This is a genomic window from Streptomyces changanensis, from assembly GCF_024600715.1.
Classification (GTDB): Bacteria; Actinomycetota; Actinomycetes; order Streptomycetales; family Streptomycetaceae; genus Streptomyces; species Streptomyces changanensis.
On the sequence record NZ_CP102332.1, the window covers coordinates 2,362,019 to 2,378,467 of the forward strand.

General features: G+C 77.2%; 14 protein-coding genes and 1 tRNA gene. 8 read left to right on the top strand and 7 right to left on the bottom strand.

The window, feature by feature from the left end; genetic code table 11:
* Positions 1–355: 355 nt before the first annotated feature.
* Both NRO40_RS10475 and NRO40_RS10480 read right to left on the bottom strand, forming a co-directional pair.
* Positions 356–1,753, bottom strand: coding sequence for a sensor histidine kinase (locus tag NRO40_RS10475; protein ID WP_058944328.1), 1,398 nt, complete (start codon positions 1,751–1,753; stop codon positions 356–358).
* A complete protein-coding gene (locus tag NRO40_RS10480) occupies positions 1,750–2,439 on the bottom strand; it encodes a response regulator transcription factor (RefSeq protein ID WP_079047377.1) in 690 nt (229 codons plus the stop codon). The genes NRO40_RS10475 and NRO40_RS10480 overlap by 4 nt, the downstream gene beginning before the upstream one ends.
* Positions 2,440–2,508: 69 nt before the next feature.
* Here NRO40_RS10480 and NRO40_RS10485 point away from each other — a divergent pair, with 69 nt between their 5' ends.
* Positions 2,509–3,108 (top strand): hypothetical protein, encoded by a 600-nt coding sequence (locus NRO40_RS10485; RefSeq protein ID WP_058944330.1) that lies wholly within the window; start codon positions 2,509–2,511, stop codon positions 3,106–3,108.
* Between the two features lie 80 nt (positions 3,109–3,188).
* On the opposite strand, the gene NRO40_RS10490 is transcribed toward NRO40_RS10485, so the two are convergent.
* From NRO40_RS10490 to NRO40_RS10500, 3 genes are all read right to left on the bottom strand, one after another.
* Positions 3,189–4,883 carry a sigma-70 family RNA polymerase sigma factor gene (locus NRO40_RS10490; RefSeq protein ID WP_058944331.1) on the bottom strand — a complete coding sequence of 565 codons (1,695 nt, stop codon included), beginning with the start codon at positions 4,881–4,883 and terminating at the stop codon, positions 3,189–3,191.
* A 144-nt stretch (positions 4,884–5,027) separates the two neighbouring features.
* Positions 5,028–5,900 carry a spermidine synthase gene (locus tag NRO40_RS10495; RefSeq protein ID WP_058944332.1) on the bottom strand — a complete coding sequence of 291 codons (873 nt, stop codon included), beginning with the start codon at positions 5,898–5,900 and terminating at the stop codon, positions 5,028–5,030.
* A gap of 165 nt (positions 5,901–6,065) precedes the next feature.
* Complete coding sequence (locus NRO40_RS10500; protein ID WP_107115200.1) at positions 6,066–6,602, bottom strand: hypothetical protein; 537 nt, start codon at positions 6,600–6,602, stop codon at positions 6,066–6,068.
* Positions 6,603–6,849: 247 nt separating this feature from the next.
* Here NRO40_RS10500 and NRO40_RS10505 point away from each other — a divergent pair, with 247 nt between their 5' ends.
* A complete protein-coding gene (locus NRO40_RS10505; protein ID WP_058944333.1) occupies positions 6,850–8,271 on the top strand; it encodes a hypothetical protein in 1,422 nt (473 codons plus the stop codon).
* A gap of 173 nt (positions 8,272–8,444) precedes the next feature.
* On the opposite strand, the gene NRO40_RS10510 is transcribed toward NRO40_RS10505, so the two are convergent.
* Positions 8,445–9,041 carry a histidine phosphatase family protein gene (locus NRO40_RS10510; protein WP_058944334.1) on the bottom strand — a complete coding sequence of 199 codons (597 nt, stop codon included), beginning with the start codon at positions 9,039–9,041 and terminating at the stop codon, positions 8,445–8,447.
* Between the two features lie 155 nt (positions 9,042–9,196).
* On the opposite strand from NRO40_RS10510, the gene NRO40_RS10515 reads away from it, so the two are divergent.
* The 6 genes from NRO40_RS10515 to NRO40_RS10540 all read left to right on the top strand — a co-directional run bounded on the left by NRO40_RS10515 (position 9,197) and on the right by NRO40_RS10540 (position 14,764).
* On the top strand, positions 9,197–10,402 hold the full coding sequence (locus NRO40_RS10515) for a hypothetical protein (protein WP_079047379.1): 1,206 nt from the start codon (positions 9,197–9,199) through the stop codon (positions 10,400–10,402).
* Complete coding sequence (locus tag NRO40_RS10520; protein WP_058944335.1) at positions 10,393–11,988, top strand: hypothetical protein; 1,596 nt, start codon at positions 10,393–10,395, stop codon at positions 11,986–11,988. The genes NRO40_RS10515 and NRO40_RS10520 overlap by 10 nt, the downstream gene beginning before the upstream one ends.
* The gene (locus NRO40_RS10525; protein ID WP_058944336.1) at positions 11,985–13,322 is read left to right on the top strand and encodes an AAA family ATPase; all 1,338 of its coding nucleotides are present in this window, start codon (positions 11,985–11,987) and stop codon (positions 13,320–13,322) included. The genes NRO40_RS10520 and NRO40_RS10525 overlap by 4 nt, the downstream gene beginning before the upstream one ends.
* A 245-nt stretch (positions 13,323–13,567) precedes the next feature.
* On the top strand, positions 13,568–13,924 hold the full coding sequence (locus NRO40_RS10530) for a hypothetical protein (protein WP_058944337.1): 357 nt from the start codon (positions 13,568–13,570) through the stop codon (positions 13,922–13,924).
* Between the two features lie 119 nt (positions 13,925–14,043).
* Positions 14,044–14,700 (top strand): bifunctional DNA primase/polymerase, encoded by a 657-nt coding sequence (locus NRO40_RS10535; protein WP_079047380.1) that lies wholly within the window; start codon positions 14,044–14,046, stop codon positions 14,698–14,700.
* Positions 14,691–14,764: transfer RNA gene (locus NRO40_RS10540), tRNA-Lys, on the top strand. Before NRO40_RS10535 ends, NRO40_RS10540 begins: the two co-directional genes overlap by 10 nt.
* A 57-nt stretch (positions 14,765–14,821) precedes the next feature.
* Here NRO40_RS10540 and NRO40_RS10545 read toward each other — a convergent pair.
* Positions 14,822–16,378, bottom strand: coding sequence for a M6 family metalloprotease domain-containing protein (locus tag NRO40_RS10545; RefSeq protein ID WP_079047381.1), 1,557 nt, complete (start codon positions 16,376–16,378; stop codon positions 14,822–14,824).
* Between the last annotated feature and the right edge of the window lie 71 nt (positions 16,379–16,449).

Below are 16,449 nucleotides of genomic sequence, written 5' to 3' on the forward strand. Positions count from 1 at the left end.
CGGGGCATAGGCCGCCGGTGCGGGTACGGCCGCCGGTGCGGGCCGCGGATGCCGGGTGCGGGCCGCGACTGCCGGGCGCGCGTGGCGGCTTGGGCCGCCGGGTGCGGGTCACGGGTACCTGGTGCGGGTGCCGCCTGCCGGTGCGGGCCACGGCTGCCAGTGCGGGTCGCGGCTGTCGGGTGCGCGTGGCGGTCCGGGCCGCCGGGTGCGGGTCGCGGCTGCCCGGTCGGGGGTGGCGGGGCCGTCGCCCGACCTGCGCCCGACGCCCGGCGCCCTGCCGCCGGGCGCGGGTGGCGGCTGTCGGGCGCGCGTGGCGGCCTGGGCCTGCCGGCCGGGGCCCGTCCGGGGTGGTCGGTCAGCGGCCGGGGCCGCGGCGGGGGGCCGTCCGCCGCCCGCGCCGGCCGCGCCGCCCGCCCGGGTCCGGGCGGTGGCCGTCCAGGCCGAGCCGGACCCGGACCTCCGTGCCGCCGAGGACGGAGCGGCCGATGCGGACGTCGCCGCCGGTCGACTCGGCGACCCGGCGCACGATGTCCAGCCCGAGCCCCGTCGAGCCGTCCCGCGCGCCGCTGTTGCCGCGGGCCAGGGCGGCGAGCGGGTCGGCTATGCCCGGCCCGGCGTCCGAGACGAGCACGATGACGGCGTCGTCGCCGTTGTGGACGTCGACCGAGAAGGCGGTGCCCTCCGGCGTGTGCCGGAAGACGTTGCCGAGCAGCGCGTCCAGCGCCGCCGCCAGGTCGGGGCGGGCGACCGGGACCCGTACGGGTCGCTCCACGCCGGCCAGCCGCACCGTGCGGCCCTCGTCCTCGGCGAGCGCCGACCAGAACGCCATCCGGTCGCGGACCACCTCGGAGACGTCGCAGCCGGCGCCCGGCCCCGCCGCCCGCGTCTGCGGCTTTGCCTCCCGGGCGGTACGGATGATCGTGTCGACCTCCCGCTCCAACTGCTCGACGGCCGCCCGCGTCTGGTCGGCGGCCGGGCCGTCGCCGAGGGAGGCGGCGTTGAGGCGCAGCACCGTCAGCGGGGTGCGCAGCCGGTGCGACAGGTCGGCGGCGAGCTCCCGCTCGTTGGCGAGGAGCCGGACGACCTGGTCGGCCATCGCGTTGAACGCGACGGCCGCGGCCCGCAGTTCCGCGGGCCCGTCCTCCGGTACGCGGGCGCCGAGCCGGCCCTCGCCGAGGTCGTGGGCGGCGCGGGCGAGGCGCTGCGCGGGCCGCACCGTCCGTACGCCGAGCCGGTCGGCGACGGCGACCGACCCGACGACGAGGGCGGCGCCCACCCCGGCGAGGACCAGCCAGGCGGTGGTGAGGCCGCGGGTCAGCTCGCCCTCGGGGACGAACACCTCGACGACGGCGATCTGCCCGGTGCCGAGCGCGGTCGGCTGGAGCAGCACCGAGCCGCCCGCCACGTCCGTCACCGAGGCGCGCGGCACCCGCCGTACGGTGTCCAGGTCGGCGGCCGTGGCCCGGCCCGTGCCGATCCGCACGTCCCGCGCGCCGGGCCGACCGGGCGACGCGGGGACGTGGACGGCCATGCGGCCGTCGGCGCCCGCCTGGGTGGAGGCGACGGCCCGCTCCAGCGCGGACCGGTCGGTGGTGACGGACAGGGTGGGGCCGATCGCGGCGGCCTGCCGTTCGGCGTTGCCGAAGGCCCGGTCGCGGGCCAGCTCCTGGGTGACGAGTCCGAGGGGGACGGCGAAGGCGATCACGACCATCGTCGTGACCGCCAGCGCCACCCTGACGAGCGCCCACCTCACCGAGGCGGCTCCAGCTTCACGCCGACGCCCCTCAGGGTGTGCAGGTAGCGGGGGGCGGCGGCGGTCTCGCCCAGCTTCCGGCGCAGCCACGACAGATGGACGTCGATCGTCTGGTCGTCCCCGTACGCCTGCTGCCACACCTCGGCGAGGAGTTCCCGGCGCGGGACGACGACGCCGGGCCGCCCGGCGAGGAACGCCAGCAGGTCGAACTCCCGGCGCGTCAGGTCCAGGGGGTGGCCATCGAGTTCGGCGCGGCGCTGCAGCGGATCGACGGCGAGGCCACCGACGCGGAGGACCGTGTCCGGGCCGGTCTCCCCGGCACCGCCCCGCGCGCGCCGCAGGATGGCGGCGATCCGCGCGGACAGGTGCTCCACGGAGAACGGCTTGGTGAGGTAGTCGTCGGCGCCGTCGTTGAGGAGCCGGACGATCTCCGCCTCGTCGTCCCGGGCCGTCGCGATGATCACGGGTACGTCGGTGACGCCGCGCAGCATCTTCAGCGCCTCCGCCCCGTCCAGATCGGGCAGACCGAGGTCGAGGATGACCACGTCGAACCGGTTGTGGGCCACCTCGCGCAGCGCCTCCAGGGCCGTGCCGACGCTCCGCACGGTGTGGGAGGCGTCGGCCAGGTGCCGGATGAGGGCGGAGCGCACGAACTGGTCGTCCTCGACCACGAGCACACTTGCCATGGGCGGCACCGTACGCCATCAGGCGGAATGAGCGGGACCGTCGTTGACGCCGTGGCCGTGTGGTGCAGTATGGCCCGGATGCGAAGAGGACTGGTCCATGCCCTGGCGTGGTCGCTCGCCACGGGCGCGGCGGTCACCCTCTCGTGGTGGGGCGTGCACACGGTCCTGGCGGGCAGCGTCTACGACCGGCCGAGCGCCCTGCCGCTCGCCGCGGTGACCGACGACGACCCGGCCGCGGCGCCGTCCGCGCCGCCGCGTTCGCCGGTCCGGCCGGACCCCGGCTCCCCCGCGCCGTCCGCCTTCCCGTCCGCCTCGCCGGCCCGCCCGTCGGGGCGGCCCCCGTCGCCGGCGCCGGCGGACCCGGACGGCTCGCCGTCCGCCCATCGGCCGTCCCCCGGGCCGTCGGAGCCGAACCCGCCGGACTCGTCCGGCTCGTCGGCGGGGACGGTGCGGAGTCACGTCGTCGACGGCGGCCGGGTGGCGTTCGATCTGGGCGAGACGTCGGCCGAACTCGTCTCGGCGACCCCGGCGTCCGGGTGGCGGATGCAGGTGTGGAAGCAGGACACCTGGATCCGTGTGACGTTCACCCGGGACGGCCGGGAGGTCTCCGTGTTCTGCGTCTGGCACGACGGCCCGCCCCGCGTCGAGGTCGACGAGCGTGACGCGTAGACCGGCAGCACCGGTAGCACCGGTACCACCGGGAGACCCGGGAGCACCGGGAGCACCCGTGCTGCCGGCTGCGGTGTCCGTCAGCCCGCCGCGCCGAAGACCTGCGTCCACCAGGGGCCGCCCGACGCGTCGTGCCGGCCGACGCCGATCTCCTTGAACGAGCAGTTGAGGATGTTGGCGCGGTGGCCGGGGCTGTTCATCCACGACTCCATGACGGCCTCGGGCGTCTGCTGGCCGCGGGCGATGTTCTCGCCGTACGTGCTCCACCGGTACCCGGCGGCGGTGACGCGGTCGCCGGGGTCGGTGCCGTCCGGTGACCGGTGGTCGAAGTAGTCGCGGGCGTCCATGTCCTCGGAGTGCCGCAGCGCGGCCGTGTCGAGCAGGCCGTTCCGGGAGACGGGGCCGCAGCCGTTGCGCGCGCGCTCGGTGTTGACGAGCGCGGTGACCCGGTCGCCGTACGAGCCGCCGCCCGAGGGCCGGGTGGCGCTGTACCGCCGGCTCGTCCCGCCGGACCGGTCGGAGTCGTCGCGCTCGGCGGTGGGCGTGCTCCGGCGCGCGGAGGGGGTGGCGCTCGGGCTGGGCGCCGAGGTCGGGCCGGCCGTCGCGGAGGGCTTCGGCGAGGCGGACGCCGCCGGGGACGCGGAGGCGGAGGCGGCGGGGGACGGGGAGGACGACGCCGTCGACGGGCTCGGCGCGGTCGGGGCGGCGGGCTGCAGCGAGCCCACCGCGAGGGGCCGCGGGTTGCCGTCCCCGGGCAGCGCCGACTGGACGCGTACGGCGTCGGTGTCGCCGTCGCCGGGCAGCAGTACGACCCCGGTCACCGCGCCCGCGCCGACCAGCAGCGCCACCGCGGCGCCCGCGGCCGTACGGCGGCGGCGCGCCCGCGCGGCGCCGCGCTGCGCCGCCCGGCGGCCGACGACTACGGCGGGGCCGCCCGCCGCGGCGGCGGCCGGGGTGGCGGCGGTGGTCTCCGCGAGCGACGGGCCGTCACCGCCCGGCAGCGCCGCCAGCAGCCCGGCCGCCACCGGCACGAGACCGAGCCCGGCGAGCAGCCCCTCCGCGGGCACGAGCCCGGACTCATACCCGGAGCAGACCGTGCAGTCGCGCACGTGCCGTGCGAGCCGCTTGCGCCACAGCGCCGACGGCGCGCCGTCCCAGGCCCCGAGCGCGTCGTCGAGGAGCACGCACCGGGGCACCGCCGCCAGGGCCCGCACCACCAGCCGCGCCATCTCCAACCGGCCCTTGGTGCGCTGCACCCGTACGGCGGTGTGCTGCGGCGACAGGTCCAGCGCGGCGGCCACCTCGACGCGGGTGAGGCGGCCCGCCGCCTCCAGCCACCACAGCGACAGCAGCTCCCGGTCGTCGGCGTCGAGCCACCGCGTGGCCTCGGCGACCTCGCGGCGCTGCCCGGACAGGCCCAGCCGGACGATGGTCAGGTCCACGAAGTCGGCACCGGGGTCCGCGACCTGCTGGACCCGGTCGGGCGCCACCGCCACGGCGCCGGACGCCCGCGCCGTGTGGTGGGCGCGTATCCCGTTCATGGTGATGGCCACCAGCCACGACCGGAAGCGGTCGGGGTCCCGCAGGGCGTCGAGTCCCGTCAGGGCCCGGATCAGCGACTCCTGGACGACGTCGTCCACGTCGGCGTGACCGTTCAGGGCCCGCCCGACGATGTTGTAGACGAGGGGGAGGTAGGCGGCGATCAGCCGGTCCTGCGCCCACGTCTCCCCCTGCTGCGCCGCCCTGACCACCGCGGCTTCCGGTTCCCTCTGCACGTCGCGCCCCTCACTGTCCCCGGGCGGCGCCCGGTCCTCTCGTTCCTCTGGCACGAGGGGAGACCCGACGGCGGGACGCGGATAACGGAAACCGCGAAAACCCGTTCGGTGATCCGAACGGAAGGGCGGGGCGGGGTGCGGCGGTTACGCGTCGAAGACCGACGGCGGGGGCGGCGGGGACGGCTTCGCGGAGGCGTCGGTGGTGGGGGAGGCGCCGCCGGTGAAGTCGGCGAGGGCGCGCCCGTGTTCGACCCGGCCGGGGTGCGGGTCGGTCGCGACGCGGCGGGTGAACTCGGCGACGGGCAGCGGGGTGTCGGCGGCGACGAGCACCGCGTTGCCGAAGCGCCGGCCGCGCAGGACGACGGGGTCGGCGGCGAGCGCCAGTTCGGGGAAGACGGCGGCCGCGGTGGCGATCTGGCCGCGCAGGTGCGCCAGGGGCGGCCCGTCGGCGATGTTGGCGGCGTAGTGGCCGCCCGGCTTCAGCACGCGCCGCACCTCGGCGAGGAACTCCGTGCTGGTGAGGTGCGCGGGGGTGCGGGCGCCGCTGAAGACGTCGGCGACGACGAGGTCGGCCCAGCCGTCGGGGAGCCTGCCGAGGCCGGCGCGCGCGTCGCCGCCCCGCACCCGTATCCGCGCGGCCGGTTCGAGGGGCAGGGCCCGGCGGACGAACCGGACGAGGGGCGCGTCGATCTCGACGACCTGCTGCGTGGAGCGGGGCCGGGTGGCCGCGACGTAGCGGGCGAGGGTGAGGGCGCCGCCGCCGAGGTGGACGGCGTGCAGGGGGCGGCCGGCGGGCGCGGCGAGGTCGATGACGTGGCCGAGGCGGCGCTGGTACGCGAAGTCGAGGTGGGCGGGGTCGTCGAGGTCCACGTGTGACTGGGGCGCGCCGTCGACGAGCAGCGTCCAGGCCCGGGCCCGCTCCCGGTCGGGGACGAGTTCGGCGAGCCCGCCGTCGACGGTCTCGCGCAGGGTCTCCGGGGCCGCCGTGCGCCCGCGCCGTTCCTTGTTCCTCGCCACACGGCCATTATCGGCCGCGCCGCAGGCCGCCCGTCCCCGGGCCGGTGCCTGCCTGCCCGCCTGCCTGCCTGCCTGCCTGCCCGCCTGCCTGCCTGCCTGAGCATCCCCCGGCCGGGGCCCCCGGGGTGTTCCCGTCGATCCGGCCGATCGACGGGACGACGCCCCCTAGCGACAGTTGTCCGCGGCCTCGATGAGGCGGGCCGCCTCGTCGAGGGCCTCGCGCAGCGCCTCGGGGTCGGTGACCGGGTCGGTGTCGGCGGGCGGCAGCAGCCAGCCGGTACCGGCGGGGGGCGGGGGCGGTGCGGCCCCGGGGGCGGGGGCGGGGGCGGCCGGGTCGGCGGGGAGGCGCAGGCCCCGGCCGTCGGTACCGGTACAGGCACTGCCCGGTACGTCCCAGGCCGCGGCCGTGCCCGGCGGGACGACGAAGCCGAGCGTGTCGCTGGCGTCGTCGTGGAGGACGGGGCCGACGGCGGGGGCGACGCGGCGGAGGATGTCGACGGCCTCCAGGCCCCGCCGGGCGGGCACGGTGACCAGATCGCACGGCGCCCCCCCGCGGGGCGCGGCGCCCCTGCCGTCCGCGGTGTGCTCCCGGGCGCCGTCCGGGGCGCCGTGGCCCCCGGCCGGGCAGGCGCCGCCGTCGGGGACGGGCGTGTGCCGCGCGGTGCCGCTTGGCACGCCGTGGGCGGGTCGTCCTGTCTCCATACCGACCTCCAACAAGGGATTGCCTCCTCGCTCGAGCCCCGAGTGGAGACACGGGCCGTCTCTCCGGGGGGTTCAACGGCCGGCGGCGTCAACAGCTACGGCCGGATGCCGCCGCAAAGGATGGCAGTTCATGGCGGATCGTGGGTGAGATATCCCGTTTGTAGCCAAACCGTGCGTGTGTGCCCCGCCCCGGCAGGTACGTTCTTGCATCGCCGGAGCATCGGCAGCACGCAGGAGAGGGCTCGCCATGGCCTCGTCACGGGCAGTTCCGAATCTCGCCTTCCGACGGCTGCGGGGCCCGCGCTCCCCGGCGGAGTTCGCCGCCGCGGTGCGCCGGGCGGGCCGCGAGATCGGCGAGCACGTGGCGTGCGACGCCCGCTACGTCGGACGCGTCGAGTCGGGGGAGATCCGCTGCCCCAACTACGCGTACGAGCGGGTGTTCCTGCACATGTTCCCCGGTCTGTCGCTGACCGATCTGGGGTTCGTCGCGCGGGAGCGGGTACGCGGTCGGGGGGCGCGTGCGGTGGCCGCCGCTCCCGAACCCCCCACCACCATCCCGAACGATGAGGAGAGCGACGTGCTGCGTCGCGCATTCATGACGGGCGGAACCGTCACCGTGGCGGCCGTCTCGTTCGGCCTCGCTCCCGCCCGGGCGGCGGCGGAGCGGGGCGGCGGGACGGAGCCGCTCGGGACGATCCCGGCGCCGCGTGCCGGCGGCCGCTTCGGCGAGTCCGAGGTGGCGGCGGTCGAGGAGGCCGTACGGCGGATCCGGCTGCTGGACGACCGGTACGGCGCCGACGGGCTGTACCGCCGCGCCGCGGAGCCGCTGCGCACGGCGTACGCGTTGCTCGACGCGGGGACGACCACCCGCCGGTCGACGGCCGACCGGCTCACGGCGGGCGCGGGTGAGCTGGCCCTCTCCGTCGGCTGGCTGGCCCACGACTCGGGCCGCCTGGAGGACGCCCGTTCGCACTACGCGGAGGCGCTCGCCACCGCGCGTGTGGGGGCCGATCCGGGTCTGGAGGCGCACGCCTTCTCCAACACGTCGTTCCTGGCGAAGGACGCGGGCCGGTTCCGGGAGGCGGTGCGCGCGGCGCAGGCCGGGCAGCACGCGGCGAAGCATCTGTCGTCGGCGCGGCTGCTGTCGCTCCTGGCGATGCGGGAGGCGGCCGGCTGGGCGGGGCTCGGCGATCGCACGGCGTGCGAGGAGGCCCTGGGGCGGGCGCACACCCAGTTCGGGCGGGGCGCCTCGGACGCCGACCCGGAGTGGATGTCGTTCTTCGGCGCGCCGGAGCTGGAGTTCCTGGAGGCCCAGGCGTGGTCGCTGCTGGGCGACGGGGCCCGCGCCGTGCGCCACGCCCGCCGCGCCGCCGCCCTGAACGACCCGCACTTCGCCCGGAACCTCGCCCTCTACCACGCCCAGCTCACCGGCGACCTGGCGCGCGGGGGCGCGGTGGAGGAGGCGGCGGCCGTCGGGGGCCGGGTCCTGGACCTGCTGGACGACGTGGAGGTCCGCTCGGCGCGGGTCCAGGCGATGCTCGCCGACACGGCGCGGGTGCTGCACGCCCGGCGCGACGTGCCGGAGGTGGCGGCGTTCCTGGCCCGCCACCGGTCGACGGTCCCGGCCCTCGCACCGGGCCCGGGACCGGGAACGGGCGGCGGCGCCTAGGGGGAGCCGGCGGCCGGGCGGGCGGATTTCCGCAGGACGGCCCGGTATGCCCGGGGCGCGGCCCGGGATGCCCGTGCGGCGCGGCCCGGGGCTGCGTGGAGCGGTCCGGGGTTTCCCAGGGCGGCCCGGACGCCCGCGTGGGCGGCCCTGGGGCGGGCGCCCCGCGCGCGGGGTCAGGCTTCCAGGTGTCCCGTGTCGTTCCAGCGCTCGATCGCCGGTGCCCCGTACGCCCAGCCGAGCGCCGACAGGCTCGTCGGGTCGAGGCGGACGCGCGCCGCGAAGGAGACGTCCTCGCCCAGCCAGCGCGCGGCGATCGACCGCAGGATGTGGCCGTGCGCGAAGACCAGCACGTCCCGGTCGGCCGAGCGGGCCCACTCCACGACCTCGTCGGCGCGGGCCGACAGCTGCGCCAGCGTCTCGCCCTCCGGCACGCCGTCGCGCCAGATGAGCCAGCCCGGCCGGACGGCGTGGATCTCGGCGGGCGTCATGCCCTCGTACGCGCCGTAGTCCCACTCCATGAGCGTGTCCCACTCCTCGGCGCGGGCGCCGAAGCCGGCCAGGTCGCAGGTCTCCCGCGCGCGGGCTAGCGGACTCGTGCGGATCTCGTACCCCTCCAGGCCCGCCCAGCGGGCCCGGTGGAGCCGCTTGCCGAGCAGCTCGGCGCCCTGCCGGCCCTCGTCGAGGAGGGGGATGTCCGTCCGGCCGGTGTGCCGGCCGAGCAGCGACCACTCGGTCTGGCCGTGCCGGGCGAGCAGGATGCGCGGTGCCATGGGGCGTACTCCTGGGGGTCACGCGGGGGGGGTGCACACTTCGGCGGGTGCAGCGACGTACCCGTCCATCATCGCGCACGGGATCACGGACGGCCGCGGGGGGCGAGTGGCGCGACCCCGCCCCACATGTCAGTGGCGGATGCGAGACTGCCGCGGTGAGCGATTCCCTGGGCAGCGGACCGCTTCCGGCTCCGCGGACCCCGCAGAACCGGCCGGCCCCGCAGGCCCCACAGGCGCAGCGGGACCCGCACGTCCCGCAGACCCCGCAGGTCCCGCCGGGGGCGCTGCGGCGGCGGCTGGCGGAGTTGCGCGGCCCCGCCGCCGCGCCGCACCCGCTGGACGCCCGTGCGCTGGCCGCCCTCGCCGCGAACCCGGGCTGCCGGCGCCGGGCCCTGCTCGACGGCGCCGGGGTCGACAAGGCCGCGCTGGCGACGGCCCTGGGCGCGTCGTCCGGGTTCGGGCAGTCGCAGTTCGCCTTCATGCGCGGCAACGCCTTCGAGGCGAAGGTCAAGGCCGACGGGGGCGCCGAGCTGCTGCGGCTGCTCGGCGCGGACGGGCCGGACGGCGTGTGGACGCCGGACCTCGCCGCGGCCGGCCCCGAGGGGCGGGCGGCGCGCACGGCGCTGGCGCTGCGCGAGGCCACGGCGGGCGGCGGCTGGGCCCTGCTCGACCACCCGATGCTGGCGCTGGAGGTGGCCGGCTCCCCGGCCTACCTGGAGCCGGACGCGGTCGTGGTGCGGCCGGACGGCCGGTGGGCGGTCGTGGAGATCAAGTCCTTCCCGATGATCGACGGCTCGGCGGACGCCGCGAAGGTCGGCGCGGCGGCCCGGCAGGCCGCGGTGTACGTGCTGGCGCTGGAGCGGGTCGCGGCCGTCACGGACGGCGCCGCCGTGGACCACGCGGTGCTGCTGGTCTGCCCGAGGGACTTCTCCAACGAGCCGACCGGTTCGGTCGTCGACGTCCGCAAGCAGCTGTCCGTCACCCGGCGGCAGCTGGCCCGGCTGACCCGCGTCGAGGACATCGCGGCGGCCCTGCCCGAAGGGGTCTCCTTCGACATGTCGACGTGCTCCGCGGATCAGCTGACCGCCGCCGTGGACGCGGTGCCGCACGCGTACGCGCCGGAGTGCCTGGCCGCGTGCGAGCTGGCGTTCCACTGCCGCGGCCGGGCCCGCGCCGCGGGCGCCGTGGAGGCGCTCGGCCGTTCCGTACGGGGTGAGCTGGGCGGGCTGAGGACCGTCGGTGACGTCCTCGCGGCGGCGCGCGGCGAGGCGGGCGACCCCCGCGACCCGGCCGTGGCGGCGCTGCGGCGGGCGGCCGCGCTGCGGGCCGAGTCCCTGGAGGGGGCGGGCGCGTGTCACTGATCTCCACGCTCGCCCGGCTGGAGGCCGTCGAGTCCGGGCGCGCCCGGCCGCTGGCCACGGTGCGCCACCGGCACCTGTCGGAGCGGCCCCTCGTCCTCGTCCCGCTGACGACCGCCGGTGAGGCGGGTGCGCCGCTGGGGGCGCTGGTGGGCACGGACCGGGAGGAGCCGCGGCTGCTGGTCGTGCCGCAGCCGCGCGACCGGGACCTGCGCTTCGCGTTCCTGGCGGACCTGGCCGAGGCGGTCCTGCCGTACGTCGACGGGTACGCGGACGACGTCGAGGCCGCCGAGCGCAGCCAGACGGATCCGGAGACCGGCAAGAAGGTCAAGGTCGAGGTGGAGCTGTGCGCGGACGCGCCGCAGCTGATCGTGCCGAGCCGGGCGGGCGTCGAGTACGTACGGCTGCTGGGTCGGTCGATGCGGTTCCGGCGCACGGCCGAGCAGGACCCGGAGACACCGTTCCCGGCGCCGCCGCGGGTGCCGCTGCTGGGGCGGTGGCTGACGCACTACGGGGAGCGGGCGCGGGTGCCCGGCTCGTCGCTGCTGCTGGCGGCGACGGACCTGCTGAACCGCCATTGGGCGACGGGTCAGTCGTCGCTGGAGGACCAGCACCTGGGGGCGCTGCTCGCCTGGATCGACGCTCCCGACGTGGGGGGCGGGTCCGGGGCGGAGGCGGCCCTCCGGGCCGAGCTGGGGCGCGACCGGGACGGGCAGCTGCTGTGCCCGCCGGCCGGCCCGGCGACCGACCCCGCCTTCGACAACCGGCTCCTCGCCCCCGCGATCGAGCGGTACGACCGCGCCCGGCAGGCCCTGGCGTCCGCCGAGGACGGGGAGGCGGCCGACGAGCGGCTGGGGGACCTGCACCACGCCGAACGCGAGGTCAGGCGGCTGGTCCTGTCCCAGCTGCGGCCCACGTGGCACGCCGTGTGGCGGGCGCTGGACCTGGCTCGGGAGCTGCCGCCGGGGGCGCGCGTGGCCGACCGGTGGACCCGCGACCGCTGGTCGTTCACCGGCCACCGCGACCGGGTGCGGGCGGGCGAACCGCCGCAGCCGCGCCGGGACGACGCCGTCACGGCGGCGAACAAGCTCGCCGCGCGGGAGAGCGCCCAGACGCAGCTGGAGGCGCAGGAGGCGCTGGACGACCCGCTGGCGATGGCGGGGCGGCGGCTCGCCGGCGAGGCGTTCCTCGCCGAGGTGGTCGACGTGACGATGGCCTGGACGGAGTCGAAGCGGCCCTCCCCGCGCCCGTTGCTGACGGTGCGCACGGACGACGCCCCGCACGTCGGCGAGCGGGTCAAGGCGTACCGGTCGCTGGACGGCCGGCCGCAGGCCGCGGAGTTCGTCCGGTACGAGGAGGACGGGTCGCTGGTGCTGCGGCTGCTGGACCGGATGGGCCGCGGCAGGGACCCGGCCGAGGGCTCGGTGCCCGAGAAGGGCGACCGGCTGGTGTGGACGCTGTTCGAGCACGAGCCGCGGGTGGGCCCGAAGCTGCCGGACCCGGAGGAGACACCGTGGACGCACGGTGGGCCCCCGCGCTCCGAGGCCGCCGAGATCCCCGACCCCGTGACGCCGGAGGACCTGCTGTGACGTCCGTTCCGTTCGATCCCGCCGCCGAGGCCGCCCGGGCCACCCGGGAGATCCTCGACGACACGCTGCACGGCGACGCGCGGGGCGTCGTCGTGGACTCGCCGCCGGGCGCCGGCAAGTCCACGCTCGTGGTGCGCGCCGCGCTGGAGCTCGCGGCGGCCGGGCGGCCCCTCATGGTGGTCGCGCAGACCAACGCCCAGGTCGACGACCTGGTGCTGCGGCTCGCCGAGAAGGACCCCGAGCTGCCGGTGGGCCGGCTCCACAGCAACGACTCCGACCCGTACGACAAGGCGCTCGACGACCTCGGCAACGTCCGGAAGTCGGCCAAGGTGGCGGACCTGACCGGGCTGGACGTGGTCATCTCCACGGCCGCGAAGTGGGCGCACGTGCGGGGCGCCGAGCCGTGGGGGCACGCCATCGTCGACGAGGCGTACCAGATGCGGTCGGACGCGCTGCTCGCCGTGGCCGGCCTCTTCGAGCGGGCGCTGTTCGTGGGCGACCCCGGCCAGCTCGACCCGTTCTCGGTGGTGGGCGCCGACCAGTGGGCGGGGCTGTCGTACGACCCGTCGGCGAGCGCCGTGTCGACGTTGCTCGCGCACAACCCGCGGCTGCCGCAGCACCGGCTGCCGGTGTCGTGGCGACTGCCGGCGTCGGCGGCGCCGCTGGTGTCGGCCGCCTTCTACCCGTACACGCCGTTCCGGGCGGGCACGGGCCCGGGCGACCGGCGCCTGTCCTTCGGCGTGCCGTCGGACGTGTCCGCCGCCGACCGCGTCCTGGACGAGGCGGCGGAGAGCGGCTGGGGCCTGCTGGAGCTGCCCGCCCGCCACACGCCGCGCACGGACCCGGAGGCGGTCCGGGCCTGCGCCCTGGTGGTGCGCCGCCTGCTGGACCGGGGGGCGGTCGCCGTCAGCGAGCGGTCCGACGGCCCCGTGCCCGTCACCGCGGACCGCGTCGCGGTCGGCACCGCCCACCGCGACCAGGCGGCGGCCGTCCGCGCGGCCCTCGCCAACCTCGGCGTGCGGGGCGTGACGGTGGACACGGCGAACCGCCTCCAGGGGCGCGAGTACGACGTGACGGTCGTCCTCCACCCGTTGTCGGGCCGGCCGGACGCCACGGCCTTCCACCTGGAGACCGGCCGCCTGTGCGTCCTGGCCTCCCGGCACCGGCACGCGTGCGTCGTGGTCTGCCGCGAGGGCGTGGCGGACCTCCTGGACGAGCACCCGTCGACGGAGCCGGTCCAGCTGGGCGTCACGGTCAAGTTCCCGGACGGCTGGGAGGCGAACCACGCGGTCCTCTCGCACCTCGCGGAGCACCGCGTCCGCCACCGCCCCTGACCCCGCGCGCCGGTCCGGCCGGGCGCCGCTCGGAGCGGCGGAACGGGCTCCGGGACGGGCGTCGGGCGGAGCCGGGGCGCGGTCGGCGCGAGGTCGGGCGGAGCCGGGGGACGTGGTCTTGTGGGAGGCGGGACAATGGTCGGTGGCCGTCGGTACGGCCGGTACGACCGGACGGCTGCGCGCACACGGAGCGCACGGCACGGCACGGCAGCGCACGGCACGGCAGCAGCGATGGGAGTTCACCGATGGCGGAGACCGAGCGGAGCGAGCAGCAGCGACGGTTCAAACCGGCGCCCCTGCTCTTCGAGCCTGCGGAGGCCGCCGCGGACCCGGAGCACTTCTTCGACCTGGAGTCCATCGAGGACCCGCGCGAGCTGCTCTCCCGGTCCACGGAGCTCACGCTGGCCTTCCGCGCGGCGGCCGACCGGGCGGTGGAGTACCAGGCGATGGCGGCGGCGCAGCTCGCCGACCCCCGCCGGTTCGACCGGCTGACCACGGCGGACATCGCCCAGCGCGCCGAGTGGACCGAGGACTACGCGAAGAAGATGGTCGAGTTCGGCCGGGACCTGCTGCGCGGCGGCGGGCGGACCGGCGAGGACTGAGCCACACGGGCACGCCCTGGGCATATGCCGAGGGGGAAAGATACCCCTCCCGCTCCCCGATTGTCCCCGTTTTCGGGAACTCAGTGAGATCGCTTCGTCACCTTCGGTAGACCGGTGGCATGAGGACCTGGTTGCGAGACGAGACCCCGCCGAGCCCCGTCCACGGCGACGCCGACGAGCGTCGCGCCGACGTCCTCCCGCACCCGGGGGGCGACGGGCCGCACCACGCCACGCGGATCACCGCCGACGGCGCGGAGTGGCTGGTGTCCGGCTCCGCGTACCCGGCCACCACCCTCTCGCGGTGGGAGGCCCACCCCACCGCCCCGGCGGTGCTGCCCTGCGGTTCCGTCTTCGACGTGGTGAACGTGCCCGCCGTCTTCGGGCGGCGCCTCCTGGACCGGCTGTGGGAGGAGGGCCCCGGCTCCGGCCCGGTCGCGGCGCACCACGGACGGATGCTGCTGTTCACCGCCCCCGGCACGAGCCAGCGGCTGCCCTCCCTGCTGGGCTGGGAGGAGTGGGGCGACGCGGTCCCGCCGCTGCTCTGCCACGGCCTCGGCGACGCGGTCACCGTGCCCCCGCTCGTCCGGGGCAGGGGCGAGGGGCCCCGCTGGGTCGTCGCCCCCGACACCCGCCGCCCCTGGCTGCCGGGCCCCGACGTGGTCCTGTGGGCGTGCGTCCGCGTGGCCCGCGCCACGTCCGCCGGGGCCGTCCGGGTATCGATTTCGCCCGACCCGGAGCAGGATGCTAAGGTCTACGACGTCAGCAGGCGCCGCTAGCTCAGTTGGTTAGAGCAGCTGACTCTTAATCAGCGGGTCCGGGGTTCGAGTCCCTGGCGGCGCACAGACGGAAGAAGCCCCTCGCGGAAGCGGGGGGCTTCTTCGTGCGCCTTCCTCGTGGCTACGGCGTGATCCGGACCGTCCAGTCCCCCGCCGGAGTCCGAGCCCCCACCTGCACGCGCACACCCTCCCCCGGCACGGTGAACGACTCGCCCTCACGAAGTGGCGCGTCCGCCAGCGGCGGGTACACCGAGCGGTCCCGGCACGCCGCCGTCAGCGGGTGGGCGTCGACCACCTCCACGGGTCCCGCACCGGACTCGGCGCCGGCCCGCACCCGGTAGACGAGCACGCCCTCCGCGCAGGTGCCCCGGTCGTTGCCGACCGCGCCGCGCGCCTCGACGGCGAGCACGGTGTCGCGGCCCGTGCGCACCACCGCCAGCCGCGCCCCCGGCCCCGCACCGCGGGGCAGCGCGCCGTCGGCCGCCGTACCCGCGCCCGTGCCCGTATCCACACCCGGCCCGGCCGCCCCCGTACCCGGCGCGCCTGTGCCGCCCGGGTCCGCGCCACCGCCCGCACCCGCCCCCTGCGCGCCGAAGCCGGCCCCCGGGTCCGCCCCGCCCGGGACGGGAACGGCCGGGACGGGAACGGCCTGGCCGGGAACGCCCGGGTCCGCGGCGCCCGGGACGGGAACGGCCGGGTCCGCGCCGCCCGGGACGGAGCCGCCCCCGTCCGCGCCGTCCGGGTCCGTCCCGCCGGACAGCGGTCGCAGCGTCACCCACTGCGGGGTGCGCACGCAGCGCACCTGCGGCTCGTCGAGCCACCCGAGCTTCCACTTGTGCCAGCCGAAGGGCTCGGGCGCCATGGCGAACTGGCTGCCCATGACGTCCCAGTCGCCCACGTGCGTGTCCCAGTCGCCCTTCCCGTCCACCGGGCGGTTGTACAGGTCGGGCAGGTCGAAGACGTGGCCGGTCTCGTGGGCGAGGACGTTGCGGTCCGGCGGGTGCCGCTCGAAGACGGTGACGACCCGGTCGATGTCGGTGCCGTCCGCCCGCAGCGGGGTCCGCAGGTTGACGACCTTCGTCGCGTCCGAGTCGACGCCCGGCGCGTCCGGGTCCGCGACCAGGTAGACGACGTCGTACCGGGAGAAGTCCACCACCGGGTCCGCCACGGCCAGCGCGTCGCGCAGATAGGCGGCCCGCCGGTCAGGCGCCCAGTCGCGCCGCACGGCGTACGCCGTGGAGGGACGCGGCATGCGCAGCCAGCCGTGCCGGGGCTCGGCGCGCAGCGCGAAGCGGCCGTACGAGGCGCGCGCGAAGAACTCGCTGGTGCCGGGGAAGTGGTCCGCGGCGATCACCTCGGTGCCGTGCACGGGGGTCGCGTCGGGGAAGGAGAGGAAGACCATCACCGCGTCCAGCGCCCGGTCGGGCCGCGGGTAGGCGGTGTTCCAGGTGTCCAGCCCCAGGGAGTGGTGGGCCTCGGTACGGGGCAGGACGCACGGCCCCGTGGACGGGACGGCCGCCACCGGGCCGGCGGCGAGGCCGGTGGCGGCGATGGCGATCAGGGAGAACACACCGGCGGCCGTGGAGCGCAGGCTCGGCAGGTGCACTCCCCCGGGTGGCTGCGCGGGTGGCTGCTGACCCTGCACGTCGACCTCCGGGTGCGAGATGCGGAACGTCATCCCACCCTGTGGGGGTTTGCCACGTTTCGTCCTGTTCCGCTGCACCACTCGGGTGAGCAGCGACACTCCCG